Raw genomic sequence first — 15806 nt, 5'->3', positions numbered from 1 at the left:
TTCCCGACAATTGCGTACAATAACTCTTGCATAACAATGAGATCATGTGTAAAGGAGGCCAAATGCATGCATTTCCTAGGTCATATCGTTAGGTTCATTGTAGCTGCACTTGTGTTAATGGTAGTGGGTTGGATTGTCCCACAATTTTCTGTCGGAGGTTTCTGGAGCGCCCTTGTACTCGCTCTAGTGATCGCCTTGTTAAGTTGGGTCATCGAGGGAATATTCGGCAAACGAATAAATCCCTTTGGTCGAGGTATTGTCGGTTTTCTGGTAAGTGCTTTGGTAATCTATATTGCCCAATTCATCGTCAGCGGGGTCAGCGTCACTATGCTGGGTGCCCTACTCGCAGCATTGGTCATTGGAATTATCGACCTCTTCATTCCCGTAGCTACACCTTATGAGGCAGCGCGTGACAATCGATAGATCCCAAATCGACAGTAACTTTAATTAGCAGTATCAGTTAAGCCTCTGTTTTTAACAGGGGCTTTTCTATCTGATTTGTTCACCATTCCTTCATATGATCATGTGCAAATAGAGTAACTATACGTTATGATATTACTATATTTGTCACAGTATTTAGATATGGAGGAGATGAAATTATGAAAAAAGTACTTGTTTACATGATGGGTTGTGTGCTATTGATCGCTCTAACTGCATGTGGAGGAAATAACTCCTCAGCAAAGTCATCGAGTAACGAAGTTTCAGATACCGGGGTAGCTCCAGCCGAAGAGATTATTATTAAAGCTACAAATTATAGCTTTGACCAACAAGAATATCGTATCAGTAAAGGTGTTCCTGTTAAGATAATTTTCGAAAATGTGGAAGGTAACCACGGTATTATGATTCCCGGATTAGACCTCCAATTATCCACTAAGAAGACTTCTAAAGTTGTTACCCCTGACGAAACAGGGGAATATGAAATTATCTGTTCCGTATTTTGTGGTACTGGGCACGGCGGTATGATATCCAAATTAATCGTTGAATAACACACTTTAATCCCTCCGCATTTCAAGGAAGTGACTATTTCTTTCTTGAAACGGGGGGATTCTCATGTATTTGGAAGAGCCGTCTTGGGATCACACCGTATTATTCTTGATCCTGCTCAATCAGCTCAATCCACTCATTATATTCCGTTTGCAACTTCCTATATTCCTCAGCTAGCTTGAGATGTTCTTCTCTAAGCTGCTTCTCCTGCTCGATCTTCATATCATGCTCTACTTGTAGAAGTCGGTATTGATGAGCCATAAGCTCAAAGGACTCTCCAACATCGAGTAACTCTGACTCCACAGTGTCCTTCTCTCCCCGAAGCTCATCCCACTTCTGCTCTGTTGCTGCAATCTCCTGTTGCCAAATATCCAGTTCTTCCTTCAACTTCTGTTCATCTTGAATCCACAAAGATTGCTTACTCTCAAGCTGGCTATATCGTTCTTTCCAGTTCGCCAGCGAATGTTGTGCTATTTCAAGTTCCTTTAGTCGCTCTACCTCACGACTTCCCGCTTCGGTAACTTTACCTTGCAGATCACTCACCAGCTGCTCATTCTCTTTCTTCACTTCTAATAACGTCACATTCTCTGTTCTTACATCCTCATATCGTTTCAGCGTATCGCGGTATATCTCTTGCGCCTCTTCGTACTCCTGCTGAAGATGCAATAATTCATCCTCAGACATTCGTCGTCTGTTCAGTTCCAGCTCAGATTGCTCCTTCAATACACTTAGTTCATCATGAAGTAGCTTCATGCCAGATTCAAGAATCTCATTCTGTTCATTCGCCTTTACAATCCGTTGCTGCAAATCAGCAATTTCTTTATTCCTTGTGTCCTCCAGCATCTTCCACGATTTCACTTCTGCAAGCAATCTATTCACTTCATCTTCAAACTTACGCGATGAGGAGATTTGTGCCTCAAGTGACTTCTGTACCGTATGGCACTCTGTTTCGGATTTGGTTAAACTTATCTTCAGCGTATTTACTTCATTATTTAATTTAGCAATCTTACTTTGTAAAGCATTCTGCTCAACCTTCGCAGTCTGCTCTCTTTGAATCAATTGATTATGCTTCTCATCCAACAATCCATGAACACGTTGCTCTTCCTTCAAATCCTTCTCAACTTGGACTAGTTTAGTCTGTAATTGAGTATTACTATTTCGAAGATCTATTAAATTCTTATCCAAAGCTTGAAGAGATTGTTTATGCTTCTGCTCCTGATTGGATTGTGTTTGCGTTAATTGTTGGTTCTTCTGTGTCTCCTGCTGTAGCAAAGACATCGTATCCTCAAGCTTCTTCTCTAATTCGGCCTTTACTCGCGTTAACTCTTCTTGAAGTTCTTCCTTTTCCTTAATAACACTAGCGGATTCTTCCTGCAGCTTCTGAGTCTGCTCGTTATGTTCAGCACGACTCTTCTGAAGTTGTATGATTTCAGCTTTAAGTTCACTACGCTCTCCGGTGAGCATCTTTAATTCATTACGAACTTCCTGTGTTTGAATAGCTTCTTCAGCCATGTGGACAGCAGCGAGTACCGCGATTTTGGGCGTATCCAGCCTAGAATGATTCTTTGATATGCTATTCATACGTTCATCAACATACTGTGCAATTTTTTTCATATAGTCAGAACTACTTCCGACAATTTTATAAGAGCTCCCGTAGATTTCCACGGTAACACGAGTACGTTCGGGTAAATTCACTGTTGTTCCCTCCTTCTGATGTGAGTAACTCTTAGATGTCTACTTACCATAGATTCTACCAAATTTCCCTATAGAAAAAAAGCCACACCGAACCTTTATGTCTATGGATTCGATGTGACTATGTTCTATTCCTGCTATTTTCTTAATTCAGCGTCAAAAGTTTGTTCTAACGCTGCCACAACTGTACCATGTAACGTTGTTATTTCTTCATCCGTCAATGTCCGCTCCTGATGGCGATATAGAAGTGAAATGGCAACGCTCTTCTTATTATCACCTAGTCTACTGCCTGTGTACACATCGAATACTTGTACAGTCTGGAGTAGTTCTCCTGCAGTCTCACGAATCGTGGACAGTAATGCCCCTGCTTCCGTGCTATGATCTACGACAAGCGCTATATCACGTTCAACAGCAGGATAGCGTGGCAAATCACGATATTTGATCTCATAATCCGTGTTATCCAATAGTGGCTGTAACAAGATTTCAGCCACATACACGTCTTCTAGATCTCGATCAAGTTGCAATTGTGGATGAACCTGACCTAACGTACCTAGCAACACTTCTCCACCAGTGCTGTTCTTCAAGTAGATTGAAGCAGAACGACCAGGATGATATCCTTCCGGCTTGTTGGCTACATAGGTAATGGAATCCCGCACACCAAGATGATTAAACAACGTCTCTAGGGTTCCCTTGAGATCGAAAAAGTCAACTTCCACTGGATTAACATTCCATTGTTTCTGGCCTAATTTCCCGCTAAGAAGTAAGGACAAGACCGATAGTTCTTTCGGCTGTGTAGTCAGTGTCTCTTCTTTTGAAAAGAATACACTCCCCATCTCAAACAATGCCAAATCCGGATGTTTCCGATTCACATTGTAAGTGGCAGCATCCAACAATTGAGGAATAATGCTCGTACGCAGAACACTACGCTCCTCACTCATCGGCATGGACAACTTCACAGGCTTGTTATCTATCGTTAATGCTGGAAATACTGCTGTTTGATCTGGATGAGTAAATGAGTAGCTAATCAATTCCTGCCATCCACCATGAGTAAGCAATCTCCGTAATTCGCGACGTAAAGCTTGAGGTTTCGTGTAAGCCCCAGGTGTCGTCGGTCCTTCAATGGCTGTCGTGGGAATGTTATCATACCCATAAAGTCGAGCAATCTCTTCCATAAGATCTACATCGCTTGTAATGTCACCGCGTCGAGTTGGAACTCTGACATCAATAACCCCCTGGGTCGTATCCGCACAATCAAAGTCCAAGCGAGCAAATATCGTTTTCACTTCAAGCATAGATAGTTTCGTACCCAAAATACGATTCAACTTATCAAGCCCTAAAGCAATCGTTACTTCTTCAACAGGTGTATCCACAGATTCTACAATACCTTGGTGAACTTTACCTCCAGCATAACTAGCCATAAGCGCTGCAGCCCTGTTCAATGCTGGAATAATCGCACCACGATCAACTTCTTTCTCAAACCGAAGACTGGCTTCTGAACGAAGACCTAACTGTCGAGAAGTTTTACGTACAACGCTCCCAGCGAAATGGGCTGACTCTAACAATATATTCACCGTTTGCTCTGTCACTTCAGAGTTAGCTCCACCCATCACACCTGCAAGCGCTACTGGTTTCACTCCATCGGTAATTAGAAGCATATGTGGTTCCAACTTACGCTCTTGTCCATCCAAAGTAATCAACGTCTCTCCCGCTTTAGCAAGTCGAACATCAATGGCACCATTATTCAGCTTATCTGCGTCGAAGGCATGAAGTGGCTGGCCATATTCGAGCATAACATAGTTCGTAATATCTACGATATTATTAATCGGACGTACACCCGCAGCCATTAAGCGATTCTGCATCCATTGCGGCGATGCCTTGAGAACCACTCCTGTAATATAACGGGCTGCATAGTGGCTGCAATAATCTGGTGAACTGATATTTACAGATATATGATTAGCAGCTGCATCGTCTATTTCCTGATTCATATCCAATGGATCTGCAATGTGAACTTCACGACCTAGAATAGCCCCAACTTCATATGCAGCACCATGCATACTTAAACAATCTGAACGGTTAGGTGTAAGGTCGAATTCAAGCACATAGTCATCCAATCCGAGTACATCACTAATTGGGGTACCGATCTCTACAGAATGAGGTAGAACGAGAATCCCTTCCTGTTGATCCTTAGGCAATAATTTATCATTCAAGCCCAATTCCTTAGCGGAACAGATCATACCTTGAGATGGAACGCCACGCAGCTTCGCCTTCTTGATCTGCATGCCATCTGGCATTGTAGCACCAATTAGTGCAACGGGTACCTTCTGACCCGCATCCACATTCTTCGCTCCACAGACGATCTGCAATTGTTCTTCCTGCCCTGCATCTACAATGCAGACGTTCAACTTGTCAGCATCTGGGTGCTTCTCTTTACTTACCACATAACCAACAACAATCTTGTTAACACCTTTATTGCGGTTCTCAACGACATCTATTTCAATACCTGCACGTGTAATTTGCTCCGCTAGATCCTTTGCGTCCACATTATCTATAGCAACGTAATCCTTCAGCCATTCCATTGATACTTTCATGATGATCCCCTTTCTTCCTTTAAATTAAATCCTTGCAAACTGCTTCAAGAAAGCCATATCACTATTGTAGAAATGACGAATATCGTCAATACCATATTTCAACATCGCAATCCGCTCTACACCCATTCCAAATGCAAATCCACTGTATTTGTCAGGATCATAGCCGCCCGCTTTCAATACTTTCGGGTGTACCATGCCACAACCAAGAATTTCTAACCAGCCTGTTTGTTTACATATACGACATCCGCTTCCCTCACATTTGACACATGTGACATCCACTTCCGCACTAGGCTCTGTGAACGGGAAGAAACTTGGACGAAGACGAATTTCTGTATTATGACCGAACATCTCCTGAACGAACTGCTGTAACGTTCCCTTGAGATCGCTCATACGAATGTTCTCACCGATCACAAGACCTTCGATCTGATTGAACTGGAACGAGTGAGTCGCATCATCATCATCACGGCGGTATACTTTTCCTGGACAGATCACCTTGACTGGCGACTCACCATCCATGCTCTGCATCGTACGCATTTGCACGGGAGAAGTCTGTGTCCGCATCAATAATTCCTCTGTAATATAAAAGGTGTCCTGCATATCACGAGCTGGGTGATCCTTCGGAAGATTAAGTGCTTCAAAGTTATAATAATCCGTTTCAACTTCAGGTCCTTCTGCGATGTTATATCCCATACCAATAAATACTTCTTCAATGTCTTGTATGACTTTGTTGAGCGGATGAACGCCTCCTTGAGGCATTGTGCGTCCTGGCAATGTAACGTCAACTTGTTCTGCTTGTAGACGTTTCTCAGTCTCTTCTTTTTGAAAAGCATCCTGTTTGGCTTCAATCACGTTCTCAATGGCGGCGCGAACTTCATTACCAACTTGTCCTATCACTGGTCTTTCCTCCGCACTTAATGAACCCATTCCTCGTAAAATTTCAGTCAATGCGCCCTTCTTACCTAAATATTTCACACGTAGATCATTCAGCTGTTCTGGGCCACTCACCTCTTGCAACTGGGCCAGTGCCTCAATCTTCAACGCTCCTAATCTCTCTTTCATAGCCTTTCAAGCCCCCTCAATTCATAATGTACAGTATATTTCAAACAAAAAAGGCCCTTCCTCCCGGAAAAGGGACGAAAAGACCGTGGTACCACCCTTGTTAGAAAACATGCATCTAAAACTTAGCAGCATCTCTTATCACTGCGTAGCTAAATACAACTCTCTCACTTTAAACGATGTAACGGATCGTGAACCGGTATCCCCTACTCAAGTTCAAGGAACTGCTCCGGAGGGAACTTCAGCAGCCTATTTCTGTAGAAACGCTCTCAATCAACTGGCGCTTCCTCCCTGTAAAGAGGCACTGCTTACTTTACTCCATCAATGCATTTCATTCATAACACTCATATGGATACAATTATATCATAATTGTATCCACTGGCAAGTTGTGTATTCGACATCGAATATTGAATTCAGCCGATCCTAGCATTACTTTTTATCGTTATCCTTATTATCTTTATCTTTATTTCTATCTCGATCATCATTATCTCTCGTATTACCAACTCGTTTATTGAAAGCTAACTCAAAAAATCCTGTAGCTGACAATCCTGCTAATCCCCCACCCCATAACCTTTCTATCGTCTGTAAATCTGAAAAAGGGTAAAACGCTAGCCCAAGCAATAGCCCGATAAGCACCCCCACTAGCGGTATAATTTTTTTGGGTAGATTAATGGTAGTCTTGACCAGTTGAACGACCGCCATCACGAATACAACTAATACCGAAGCAAACGAGAGAACATCATTTAGACTCTGATTTATCATCATGGATCACTTCTCCTTTTCAAGATTCAATCGGGATTGAGAGAATACAATGTACAACCTTATAATGAGATTATGATTAGGAAGGGATTATCATTCATAATAAAAAGGAACTAATCTGCACTGTCATGCAAAGCAAGACAGTCTTATAACCTATTTTACGCAGAGAGAAAATTCTGTTACCCATTAGATTCGAATAAAACAACCAAACTACTATGTACTTGGACACAAGCAGACATCACGATTTAAGGTACATATCTAAACAAAAAAATACCCCACCAGCCACTTAAGGTTGATGGGGTATTTAGCCGTTGCTTGTGGATTCTTGCCGATGCTTCTTATGTGCGATTGTATTACAATTCATTTGAAACATTCTATATCGGGATACAATCACTCTGTAATCATAGCAGTCTTACTCTTATTGTCCCAAGCTGTCTTAACTCCAAGGGCATCTCCCACTGCCCGCAATGGGACATATGTTTTACCGTCCACTAACAATGCATCTTCGATCTTCTTTCCATATACAATTAGATTTGCTTTGACCACCAGACCTACTTCCTTTCCCGCCAATTCTTTGGACACTCTATTTTTAAAATCTATCCAACCTGTCCACTTTCCATCATCGTACATCAGCCTTGGACATATCTTACCCGACCAATCCCAATGCCTACGCAACCTATCCACGTCCCAGCCACGCTCTTTTAACATATTAGCAATAAGTGAAACAGCATTATCTAGTGTCTTTGCGTAATTACCGCTCTCACATATCTCTATAGCAATGCTAGTCCGATTGCCACTTTTAGATCCGCTACCGTCTCCACTGTGCCATGCGCTCTCCGTTAAAGGTAGACACTCAATAGCCTCTCTCTCATCTATAACTATGTGATAACTGGCTTGTCGGTCGTTTGATGGATTCGTGAGCCAGTTACGCTCATTCGCTGCTGTGCTAGATAGATTACCTGTATTGTGGATAGTGATAGTTCTGGCGGACATAAAGAGTCCAGGACGACGATTATATGCCATCCCTTTAGGTAAATGATCTTTGCGGTAGATCACTGCTGATCAACTCGCTTTCTGGCTTGCTTGACTAGTTGATTCCCGTAGACGGCAAACGCCCCGCACAATATACCTTGTATAACGGACTCAGAACTAAATCCTAAAATCCAGATCGTAAGCACCACAGCAAATAAAGTAACTACGTATACAATAGACCAATCTGCTACTCTCGGCGTTTTCTTTAACGTAATTCCGAGCACCCAGCATACAGCCACAACAACAAATAATTTGGGGTCAATTAAATTAAATATTGCTGACCATTCCATATATATCATCCTTTCTATTCTTATTTAAGCCCACTCTTATTTAAGCCCACCAGAGATAATAAATGTAACAATCGCTAAAACAAAAGCCCCGGCAAATGTACGCCAGAGCCATGTTTGGTTACTCTCAATTCGATTAATTCGTTTGTGCGCGGAATCCGCAGACGACAAAGCCTTAACTGCTGTCTCGCTTGCATTTATTGCCCTGTCTAATTTGTCGTCCATGTTGTCCACCTTAGTCTCTACTCTGGTAATGCGTTGCAATGTCTCGGATTGCACATCGTCCATATCCTATCCCCCATATCAATATAAATAGCCCCCATAAAGTTATGAGGGCAAAATAAAGGCGCCTTATTGGGCACTATCAGTGTTATGCATATTGAATATCTGTAATTAATGTAAACTCTTCTGAAGTTATAACACCAAATGCTACATATTGCCTAAGCTGTGGTTCCTTGGCCCACTTCTTTTCAAAGTAATACTTCAATCTATCAAAATCGTTCTCAAACATTCTCTCCATCCCCTTCCGGTTTAATTTCTAGTGTTAAAACTCGCAATTCCAATCCAACAATATGACCGCCCAGTGCTTCGTTCTGTTCTTTTAATTCCAACGATTCGAGTTCACGTTGCACAAGTTGAGATCCAATTTGATCGATATTTACCTGCTCTGGAGTTTTCGGGATAGGCTCAGGCTTTACATATTCTGCATCAATTTCTTCCTGGTTCTTTTCCCGAATTTTCTCACCATCAAACTTATATGCGTTCGCGTTTGCGGAATATAACTGCCAGTCCTCTGTTGTGATCGTAATCGCTGTTTCCGGGATATTGTCACCATGAATGTCGTTGACATAAAATCCGATTATATTTCCCTTCTCGTTAACGGATGCATAGTATTGTGTGGGTGATTGGGTATATATTGGTAGTTCTAAAGATGTTAATTCTACTTCTTCATTGTTAGCTACTTCATCCATTTGAACCTCTCCTTTTAGTGTCCTATTGCAAACCACCTAATCACACGCCCTATTGCATCATCATGACGTGCGACAAACCCCTCTTTTGATAAACTACCAAACACCGCCGATGCAGGAGTAGAACTTTCTACCCCTATTGAAACATTGTATACGTTTCCCGGGAATGACAATGGGAACACAACATTGATAGCGGTATTTGGTAATGTATTAGGTGTCGTCCCCCACTGAATGATCAATCCACTAGCAAGCTTTTGATATCCATTAAACACAAGAATTGCTGGGTTGTTTCTCGACGTCCATATCTCCGTCCACGCAAACCATGCCCCTCCCGATTTTCGTCTATAAAACATAATGTCTTGAGATCGCCCAAAATATACCTGTTGCGCACTAAGCCCATCGTAGTGCAACGTCATTACGCTGGACCCGGAGGATGCCCCTGCAGGGGCATTGAGTGTAGCACTCGTAGTAATGCAGAACCCTGACTTTGTTGTGCTGTTTAAATCATTATTCGGTGCTAGGTTACCCTCTGGAATATCCATCTTTCCACTACGAATAGAATCAACGACGTTGGATAGCGCCGACATCCCAATTTCAACGTCACTCAATGCACTATAAAAACTATCTGCATATGTGATCGCACTTGGATTGATTGGTACGTTGGCAGATTCTACGTTTACGTAGTTATCTCCGCTTTCCAATACGACTGCACCGCTTGTTTGAACATCCTCAATTACGGGAGTTGCTAATTGATAGAGAAGTTGGTGTGGAATCCACCCTCCCGAAACGGTTGTTGGAACTAAAGCGACCCCAGATCCATTTACAAAATCACCGATAAAAGTTTTCATGGGTTGTTTTTCTCCTACACCGAGATATCTTCTGACCCACCCCTTAGTCCCCACTCCATTGTAAGGCTCTGCTTTTATGTTCCAAGTTTCTTGTCTTGTCATTACCCACCCATTAAAAAAGGCCTTTCTTTCTTCGTCCGTTGGAAGATAGTCTTGTCCCCACCCACTCTCTGTATTGGATATCGTAAGATGTACGCCTACAGTAGACTTAGCAAACGTATTGACCGGAAACTCATCTCCCACTTGAATAATCTTGAGGCTTGATCCATCGTATTTCGTAACCATACCTATGTTTTCTTTGCCACCTACTTGCGTGAACAGATGCTTATATCCTACCAACAAACCACTCTGAGTATCTTCAGCCCAGGTTAGAGATCCGTCCAATACGACTTTTCCCCATTGCTTGATCTTCTTAGGTTTTCCGCTTATATACTCCAACAAGTCTTTTGTCGTGCCGTCTGCGTTGCTGTATAGTTCGGTATAAGCAGTCAAGGAAGTTTTGCCTTGTGGCTTGAACGGTTGTGACGCTACTCCTCGGACAAGTATTGGATTTTTAACAGTTGTGGGAAGTCCTGTTGTATCATATAGCCTAACTCCTATATGAGTTGCAGAACTCGGAGCCGTATATGAACCCCCCATCGGATAAACCTCTATGTCTACGGGATCATCATATCTCCTAAAGAACACTTGCCCTCCGTTAATGGTGGTTAGATCCATTGAAAAAAAATATGAATAACCTGGAATACATGGGACCATAACCCATGTAAGATTAAGTGCCACATCCTCTATTGCTATCTCATGTGGGGCTATGACTCTATGAGTTGTGGTAGAGGTTCTAATCCACTCATTAAACGGGGGCAATAAATTGTCTTGTACACTTGTAATTGTAATATCTTTATTGCCATATATCCCTGTTCCCACGTATGGATATTTAGCAGCCACTTGACCTGCTGTCATATTGTCCATTTCGTTATATTCCGCATCAGTTACCTCAAATACTCTAATAGAGTCGACGAAGGCAGTTTCTCCATCTTTTCCAACAGCTACCACTTCGGGGTATAATTCTGTTGTAGATGAATTTGCGAGATACTTTCCATAGGCAGTCACAAATCTATCTTTATTTTGTATGCTAGGAGTAGACACTGCGGAGCCCAATCTAAAGTAGATAGCAGCAGCGGTACCAACTTTTAGATCGGCCAAGAAGATATAGTTTTTATCATTCTTGAATCTAGTTGCGATGTGATTGATTGCTCCGTATCCGTGTGTCGTAGTCCCTGTCATTTTAAACCCTGATGCCCCTGTTGTTTTATTATCTATATCCAAAGACAGAGTTCCAGCAGCTATGGCCCAAATATTTAAGCTTTCGCATCCTCCGGCATCCCCCAATAAATTAATCAGCGTCCGCCCTTCCACCTTCGGAAAAGCGATAGCTGGAGCCTTTCCACCTTGAATGACTTGCGTACCGTCTTTGAGTACAGCTGAAATTTGTGAATCGTTGCTTAATTCGTTGTGCAATAGTCCTACAGCTTTTTCTGTAGCTGCTACGTCCTCACGTATACCATCCGTAGCATTAGATAGTTGGACATGTCCTTTTGTTGATAATGTCGCATCTTCCGCCATATGCCTAGCAAGAGTGTCATTTACAATCTTAACCGCTTTTGGCGTAGCTGCCTCCATCTCTGACGTGCTATCTACAGCGCTGTTTAGTTGTGGAATAGCTTCCACTATTCGTTCATCCACATATGTCTTCTCCACTGCCTTTTCCTGTAATTCCTGAAGTGATTCAGCAGTCAAATTCATGAACCAGTTCAACCATGCTGCGGGTGGGCGATCTTCTACTTCCCAACCTGCAATCCTCTTAGACTCGGGGGGCTCAATCCCTATTGCTCCCCACTCCGGTGCTTGTTTATTAAATGCCATAATAATCCCTCCTATATCGGTAATTCGTAATCATTGCCTGGTACATATACTTCTCCGAGCGTGCCACCCATGATCATGTCTGGATCGGATAATCCAAATTCGTCCCATTGCAACCCTTCATAAATGGAAGACAGCCGAAATGTACCCGCTAATTCAATCTGTGCAATACTAACGCCAGCAGCTACGGTCTTCTGAATGATCTTTGCGAATTGCATAGGTGACATTCCTACCTCATTCAATCTTTTCATGGGCATGCGAATTAATGAGAGTGATGCTGCTTCCGGCTCGTTCGGATCCCTAAACTTTTCTTTAATTTGAATATCTTTATAATCACAATCTAAGGCCAGAGCAAGCACGCGTATAATCGTGTTAATATCTGTTTTCGATAGATTTCTTGCTATCTTCGACTTTAACAGCACCCTATACACCTCATCTGTCGCGGCACCACGTGGTTGAATGACATTCTGTCCGATACGATCCAACGTCGTACCTTGAGCCTCATCAATGTCTCGCCACTCACGCACCTTCTCGAGAGATGTGTTTAGCTCATCCATCTGACCGTAAAGAATACCGATTAATTTACCGATATTGCTATTCGGATTTTTGTTAAACACATCCGTGAAGCGTGATAGCATATCCTTCATACTAAACATGACGATTCACCACAATGTCCTTAGCACTAATCTGGGCGACTTGATAGCGTTCTAAAGCGACGTTGTCCTCTTCCAGCACATCGCCCTTACCCATCTTTAACGTGAAATCCTCTATGCCCTCAATTTGATCTATTGCACTGACCAACTTTTTGTATACAGCTGTTGCACCCATCGATAATCCGCTATAGTAACTGCCACCGTCTTCCCCACCAATGTAACGAACTATGGCTGATCGAATCTGCTCATCCCCGTCTGCCGGATACTGTTCATTAGCCGTCAGATTGACAAAGATCTGCAAGATCACTTCTTCCGCTCGACTGAACTTCACCTCATGGCCATAACCACCAATATCCAAGACCGTTTTTACAATATCTCCGTAAGACTCAATGCCACCCGCTCCGGTTGAAAATATAGCCTGTGCTATCTCATCATCATCCCCACCTAACACATAACATTGATAGGTATGAGGAGGTCGCCCGGAAGCGTCCGGTTCGTTAGAATAATTCTGGATGACTGTCGCTGCTCTGACCGAATTAATTCTAAGCAATGCACCAATTAGAGCATCAATCGTAGCCGCACCCCCACCAGCAACCGACTGAGTAAATAAATCACGGAATTCTAAGTCCGTCATTTTCTCTCGCCCAGCCGTGGTTGGTACGATATTCGTCACGCCTGTAACATCTGGAGTTGGATTCACAATGACGACAATCGAATCTGCAGCAACATTCCCGGCCTGACCTGCTTCTACAGCTTCAACAAGAACCGTCACTATGCCAGTGCTATCAAAAGTTATATCTTCCGTCGTGTCGAAATAAACCTTCGTTTCTGTTGCAACACGGAAGCCTTGTGCCAACGTATGGCCCGATGTTCCTGTCAATTGAACAGTCCCCCGAGCATATTGATCCAATACGCGAGTAATCCCTACATGGGGACCCAGTCGATCTAAGCTACTTCCTTCTGCAGTATTTATATAACTGCTGTTGTATACGTCCTCTGCTGTCACCCACAACTTAGAGAGAAACCATGCAAAGATACGTAAAATAATTCCTAACGGCGATCTTTCAGAAGTGTTCACCTTTTCCCCAAATGTCTCTTTCGCCTTGTCATTCATCTCTGCAAATAAGTCATCAAATCGTCTGCGTTTAAACCCTGTTCTATCCAGCACCAATACTCACTCCTTCCGCCTTAATCCGTTCTCCCTCTGTACTTGTAGCATCAAATGTTACCAGCAACGTCCGAGATTTCGCGTCTATTTCGAATTTGATTAGATCCACAGACTGAATTCGTTCTTCCTGCATCAGTCCCTGTATCAATTCATCACGCATGTCTTCTTCGTTCAACTGTTTCCCCAGAAACTTAGAGAATGTAATTCCCATATCCGGATTCAGAAACCATTCACCTTTATTCGTTCCAATTCCAATATGACAGCATTGAGCGACTTCCTCGGTCCCCTCTATCAACACTAAATCGCCTGCAACATTCATTAGAAGATCTCCGGTCTCGCTTAACTTTAAAGACTGCATCCAAACACCCCCACAATGACAGCATCGTTCACGTCATGTCTTCGTTCTGTATCTACGGAAGCCACCTGCCCATTCAGAGCATTCTTGATTTCTCGATCCGCACATACAACATATACGGTATCTCCAGATTTAAGAGAGGGTCTATAGATCTGTTCTATCTCATTAACTTTGAATCGATGTCCTAGCGCAGGTATGCTCTGAATCATGGCAGGTTCACCATCGTTAGTTCGAACCAACGGCTGCACATCAGCCTTACATGTCACTTCATCAAATGAAATAACACGACATGGGAAGCCCACATGAACTGCATTCAACTGGTGAACCATCATCTGAGCAATGACTTCAGACAATGTTGAAGCCGGATCATTTCTCACATGATCGCCTCCATTTCCGTAGTGAAATCCCCAGTGCGACTAATATGATGTGTACCACCCCGAACATATAAGCGCCCTTCAAATTGTGAACATGCTAAATCAACAACAGAAGCGGTTGTTATAAGATGCTGTAATTGTGATTTGAGGTTAAAGCCTTTGAATCCACCTTCGTCAAAGCGTTCTGGTGTCCCAATTAAACCCGTCGCTTTAGCTAAGCGGAACACATGGTCTCCCCCACGACGCAAACTTCGCACATACAGCTTTCCTTTATTAATAAAAGCGGATGTACCACAGTCTTTCGCTACCTTAGTAATAATCTCAATGACATTCCCTTTGGCTGTGTAACCCTCTTTATACTGATAGTCCACATTCAGCGCCATTTGAGCTATTGGTAGATTTATCGTTTTTGCCATTTGCTTGATGATGTAACTAGCCGATGTATTCCTTGCAAATGCGGTTTCGTTCACTTCTTGCTTATCGTAATTCTTATCCTCACTATCTAACACAAAGATTGATGTTACCTTATCTACGCCCTCCCATCGTGTCTGAACCTTCGATATATAACCCTGCAACATAAGGCCCACATCTCCACGGTAACCACCATTCATTTGTAAGAGAGCGCCATACTTCATGTTGTTCAACGTTTTATCCGATAAGTTCCAAATCTTAATTTCACTCTCATTCGGCAAAATATCATTATCAAAAGGAATGGTTGCTTCCATTGCAAAGTCCTCCATACTAAATTTACGATTGGCGACAATCATCTCTGCAACTCGTCCAAAGTTAGTCATCCTCTTCCTCCCCACTTTCAATGACATATAAAAAAACACTCTCAGAGAGTGTTTCCCATGTTACATCTATACTGTTCTCAGATTCATCGTATGGAATGATCGAGACTTTAGGGAACCTGTGATCCATGACGTCATAAAAAAGAGGCATCGCATAAATTAATTTCTCACCTGTAATTAATACTTCCCCATCTCGTTCTAGATCGACCGTAAAGAAATCGTAATCCTCGTTATAGTTCACTTCAAAGGTAAAGAACTCGTCTGCAAGCGAAAGATCGAACCGATACGGAATGAGATTCTTTTCAATATCAATATAATTCATATTCCCTCCTCC

The 15806-nt window shown here is 42.6% G+C and carries 18 protein-coding genes and 1 other annotated feature; of the genes, 2 read left to right on the top strand and 16 right to left on the bottom strand.

All coding sequences use genetic code 11. The features are described from left to right. The first annotated feature begins 66 nt into the window (after positions 1-66). Complete coding sequence (locus tag AC1TO8_RS10075) at positions 67-423, top strand: phage holin family protein (protein ID WP_482055474.1); 357 nt, start codon at positions 67-69, stop codon at positions 421-423. A gap of 176 nt (positions 424-599) precedes the next feature. After that, positions 600-986, top strand: coding sequence for a cupredoxin domain-containing protein (locus tag AC1TO8_RS10070; protein ID WP_482055473.1), 387 nt, complete (start codon positions 600-602; stop codon positions 984-986). A gap of 100 nt (positions 987-1086) precedes the next feature. Here AC1TO8_RS10070 and zapA read toward each other — a convergent pair whose 3' ends face one another. The 16 genes from zapA to AC1TO8_RS09990 all read right to left on the bottom strand — a co-directional run bounded on the left by zapA (position 1087) and on the right by AC1TO8_RS09990 (position 15794). Further along, the gene (gene zapA, locus AC1TO8_RS10065) at positions 1087-2679 is read right to left on the bottom strand and encodes a cell division protein ZapA (RefSeq protein ID WP_482055472.1); all 1593 of its coding nucleotides are present in this window, start codon (positions 2677-2679) and stop codon (positions 1087-1089) included. Positions 2680-2813: 134 nt separating this feature from the next. Continuing rightward, positions 2814-5264, bottom strand: coding sequence for a phenylalanine--tRNA ligase subunit beta (pheT, locus tag AC1TO8_RS10060; RefSeq protein ID WP_482055471.1), 2451 nt, complete (start codon positions 5262-5264; stop codon positions 2814-2816). Positions 5265-5288: 24 nt separating this feature from the next. Continuing rightward, a complete protein-coding gene (gene pheS, locus AC1TO8_RS10055) occupies positions 5289-6323 on the bottom strand; it encodes a phenylalanine--tRNA ligase subunit alpha (protein ID WP_482055470.1) in 1035 nt (344 codons plus the stop codon). Positions 6324-6390: 67 nt separating this feature from the next. Continuing rightward, positions 6391-6654, bottom strand: a binding site (T-box leader). Between the two features lie 95 nt (positions 6655-6749). After that, entirely contained in the window at positions 6750-7085 is a 336-nt protein-coding gene (locus AC1TO8_RS10050) for a holin (protein WP_482055469.1), read from the bottom strand. 384 nt (positions 7086-7469) lie between these two features. Further along, positions 7470-8135 carry an N-acetylmuramoyl-L-alanine amidase gene (locus AC1TO8_RS10045; RefSeq protein ID WP_482055468.1) on the bottom strand — a complete coding sequence of 222 codons (666 nt, stop codon included), beginning with the start codon at positions 8133-8135 and terminating at the stop codon, positions 7470-7472. Next, positions 8132-8401, bottom strand: coding sequence for a phage holin family protein (locus AC1TO8_RS10040; RefSeq protein WP_482055467.1), 270 nt, complete (start codon positions 8399-8401; stop codon positions 8132-8134). The genes AC1TO8_RS10045 and AC1TO8_RS10040 overlap by 4 nt, the downstream gene beginning before the upstream one ends. 36 nt (positions 8402-8437) lie before the next feature. Next, positions 8438-8686: a hemolysin XhlA family protein gene (locus tag AC1TO8_RS10035; RefSeq protein ID WP_482055466.1), complete on the bottom strand. Its 249-nt coding sequence runs from the start codon at positions 8684-8686 to the stop codon at positions 8438-8440. A gap of 82 nt (positions 8687-8768) precedes the next feature. Beyond that, positions 8769-8909: an XkdX family protein gene (locus tag AC1TO8_RS10030; RefSeq protein WP_482055465.1), complete on the bottom strand. Its 141-nt coding sequence runs from the start codon at positions 8907-8909 to the stop codon at positions 8769-8771. After that, positions 8902-9369, bottom strand: a complete 468-nt coding sequence (locus tag AC1TO8_RS10025) for a hypothetical protein (protein WP_482055464.1) — start codon at positions 9367-9369, stop codon at positions 8902-8904. Before AC1TO8_RS10025 ends, AC1TO8_RS10030 begins: the two co-directional genes overlap by 8 nt. A 14-nt stretch (positions 9370-9383) precedes the next feature. Next, the gene (locus AC1TO8_RS10020; RefSeq protein ID WP_482055463.1) at positions 9384-12134 is read right to left on the bottom strand and encodes a pyocin knob domain-containing protein; all 2751 of its coding nucleotides are present in this window, start codon (positions 12132-12134) and stop codon (positions 9384-9386) included. A gap of 11 nt (positions 12135-12145) precedes the next feature. Continuing rightward, a complete protein-coding gene (locus AC1TO8_RS10015) occupies positions 12146-12787 on the bottom strand; it encodes a hypothetical protein (protein WP_482055462.1) in 642 nt (213 codons plus the stop codon). Next, the gene (locus tag AC1TO8_RS10010; RefSeq protein ID WP_482055461.1) at positions 12780-13952 is read right to left on the bottom strand and encodes a baseplate J/gp47 family protein; all 1173 of its coding nucleotides are present in this window, start codon (positions 13950-13952) and stop codon (positions 12780-12782) included. Before AC1TO8_RS10010 ends, AC1TO8_RS10015 begins: the two co-directional genes overlap by 8 nt. Next, a complete protein-coding gene (locus AC1TO8_RS10005; protein WP_482055460.1) occupies positions 13942-14310 on the bottom strand; it encodes a DUF2634 domain-containing protein in 369 nt (122 codons plus the stop codon). The genes AC1TO8_RS10010 and AC1TO8_RS10005 overlap by 11 nt, the downstream gene beginning before the upstream one ends. Then, complete coding sequence (locus tag AC1TO8_RS10000) at positions 14298-14684, bottom strand: Gp138 family membrane-puncturing spike protein (protein WP_482055459.1); 387 nt, start codon at positions 14682-14684, stop codon at positions 14298-14300. Before AC1TO8_RS10000 ends, AC1TO8_RS10005 begins: the two co-directional genes overlap by 13 nt. Beyond that, positions 14681-15475, bottom strand: coding sequence for a phage protein (locus tag AC1TO8_RS09995; protein WP_482055458.1), 795 nt, complete (start codon positions 15473-15475; stop codon positions 14681-14683). The genes AC1TO8_RS10000 and AC1TO8_RS09995 overlap by 4 nt, the downstream gene beginning before the upstream one ends. After that, positions 15468-15794, bottom strand: coding sequence for a phage baseplate plug family protein (locus tag AC1TO8_RS09990; protein ID WP_482055457.1), 327 nt, complete (start codon positions 15792-15794; stop codon positions 15468-15470). Before AC1TO8_RS09990 ends, AC1TO8_RS09995 begins: the two co-directional genes overlap by 8 nt. Positions 15795-15806 lie beyond the last annotated feature (12 nt).

This window comes from Paenibacillus sp. Y859, from assembly GCF_056786405.1.
This window is presented reverse-complemented; position numbering and strand designations above follow the sequence as displayed.

Bases quoted from the DNA above. Each gene is read 5' to 3' on its own strand.
- AC1TO8_RS10075 (WP_482055474.1), top strand. From the start codon at position 67: ATGCATTTCCTAGGTCATATCGTTAGGTTCATTGTAGCTGCACTTGTG.
- AC1TO8_RS10070 (WP_482055473.1), top strand. From the start codon at position 600: ATGAAAAAAGTACTTGTTTACATGATGGGTTGTGTGCTATTGATCGCT.
- pheT (WP_482055471.1), bottom strand. From the start codon at position 5,264: ATGAAAGTATCAATGGAATGGCTGAAGGATTACGTTGCTATAGATAAT.
- pheS (WP_482055470.1), bottom strand. From the start codon at position 6,323: ATGAAAGAGAGATTAGGAGCGTTGAAGATTGAGGCACTGGCCCAGTTG.
- AC1TO8_RS10050 (WP_482055469.1), bottom strand. From the start codon at position 7,085: ATGATGATAAATCAGAGTCTAAATGATGTTCTCTCGTTTGCTTCGGTA.
- AC1TO8_RS10040 (WP_482055467.1), bottom strand. From the start codon at position 8,401: ATGGAATGGTCAGCAATATTTAATTTAATTGACCCCAAATTATTTGTT.
- AC1TO8_RS10035 (WP_482055466.1), bottom strand. From the start codon at position 8,686: ATGGACGATGTGCAATCCGAGACATTGCAACGCATTACCAGAGTAGAG.
- AC1TO8_RS10030 (WP_482055465.1), bottom strand. From the start codon at position 8,909: ATGTTTGAGAACGATTTTGATAGATTGAAGTATTACTTTGAAAAGAAG.
- AC1TO8_RS10025 (WP_482055464.1), bottom strand. From the start codon at position 9,369: ATGGATGAAGTAGCTAACAATGAAGAAGTAGAATTAACATCTTTAGAA.
- AC1TO8_RS10020 (WP_482055463.1), bottom strand. From the start codon at position 12,134: ATGGCATTTAATAAACAAGCACCGGAGTGGGGAGCAATAGGGATTGAG.
- AC1TO8_RS10015 (WP_482055462.1), bottom strand. From the start codon at position 12,787: ATGTTTAGTATGAAGGATATGCTATCACGCTTCACGGATGTGTTTAAC.
- AC1TO8_RS10005 (WP_482055460.1), bottom strand. From the start codon at position 14,310: ATGCAGTCTTTAAAGTTAAGCGAGACCGGAGATCTTCTAATGAATGTT.
- AC1TO8_RS09995 (WP_482055458.1), bottom strand. From the start codon at position 15,475: ATGACTAACTTTGGACGAGTTGCAGAGATGATTGTCGCCAATCGTAAA.
- AC1TO8_RS09990 (WP_482055457.1), bottom strand. From the start codon at position 15,794: ATGAATTATATTGATATTGAAAAGAATCTCATTCCGTATCGGTTCGAT.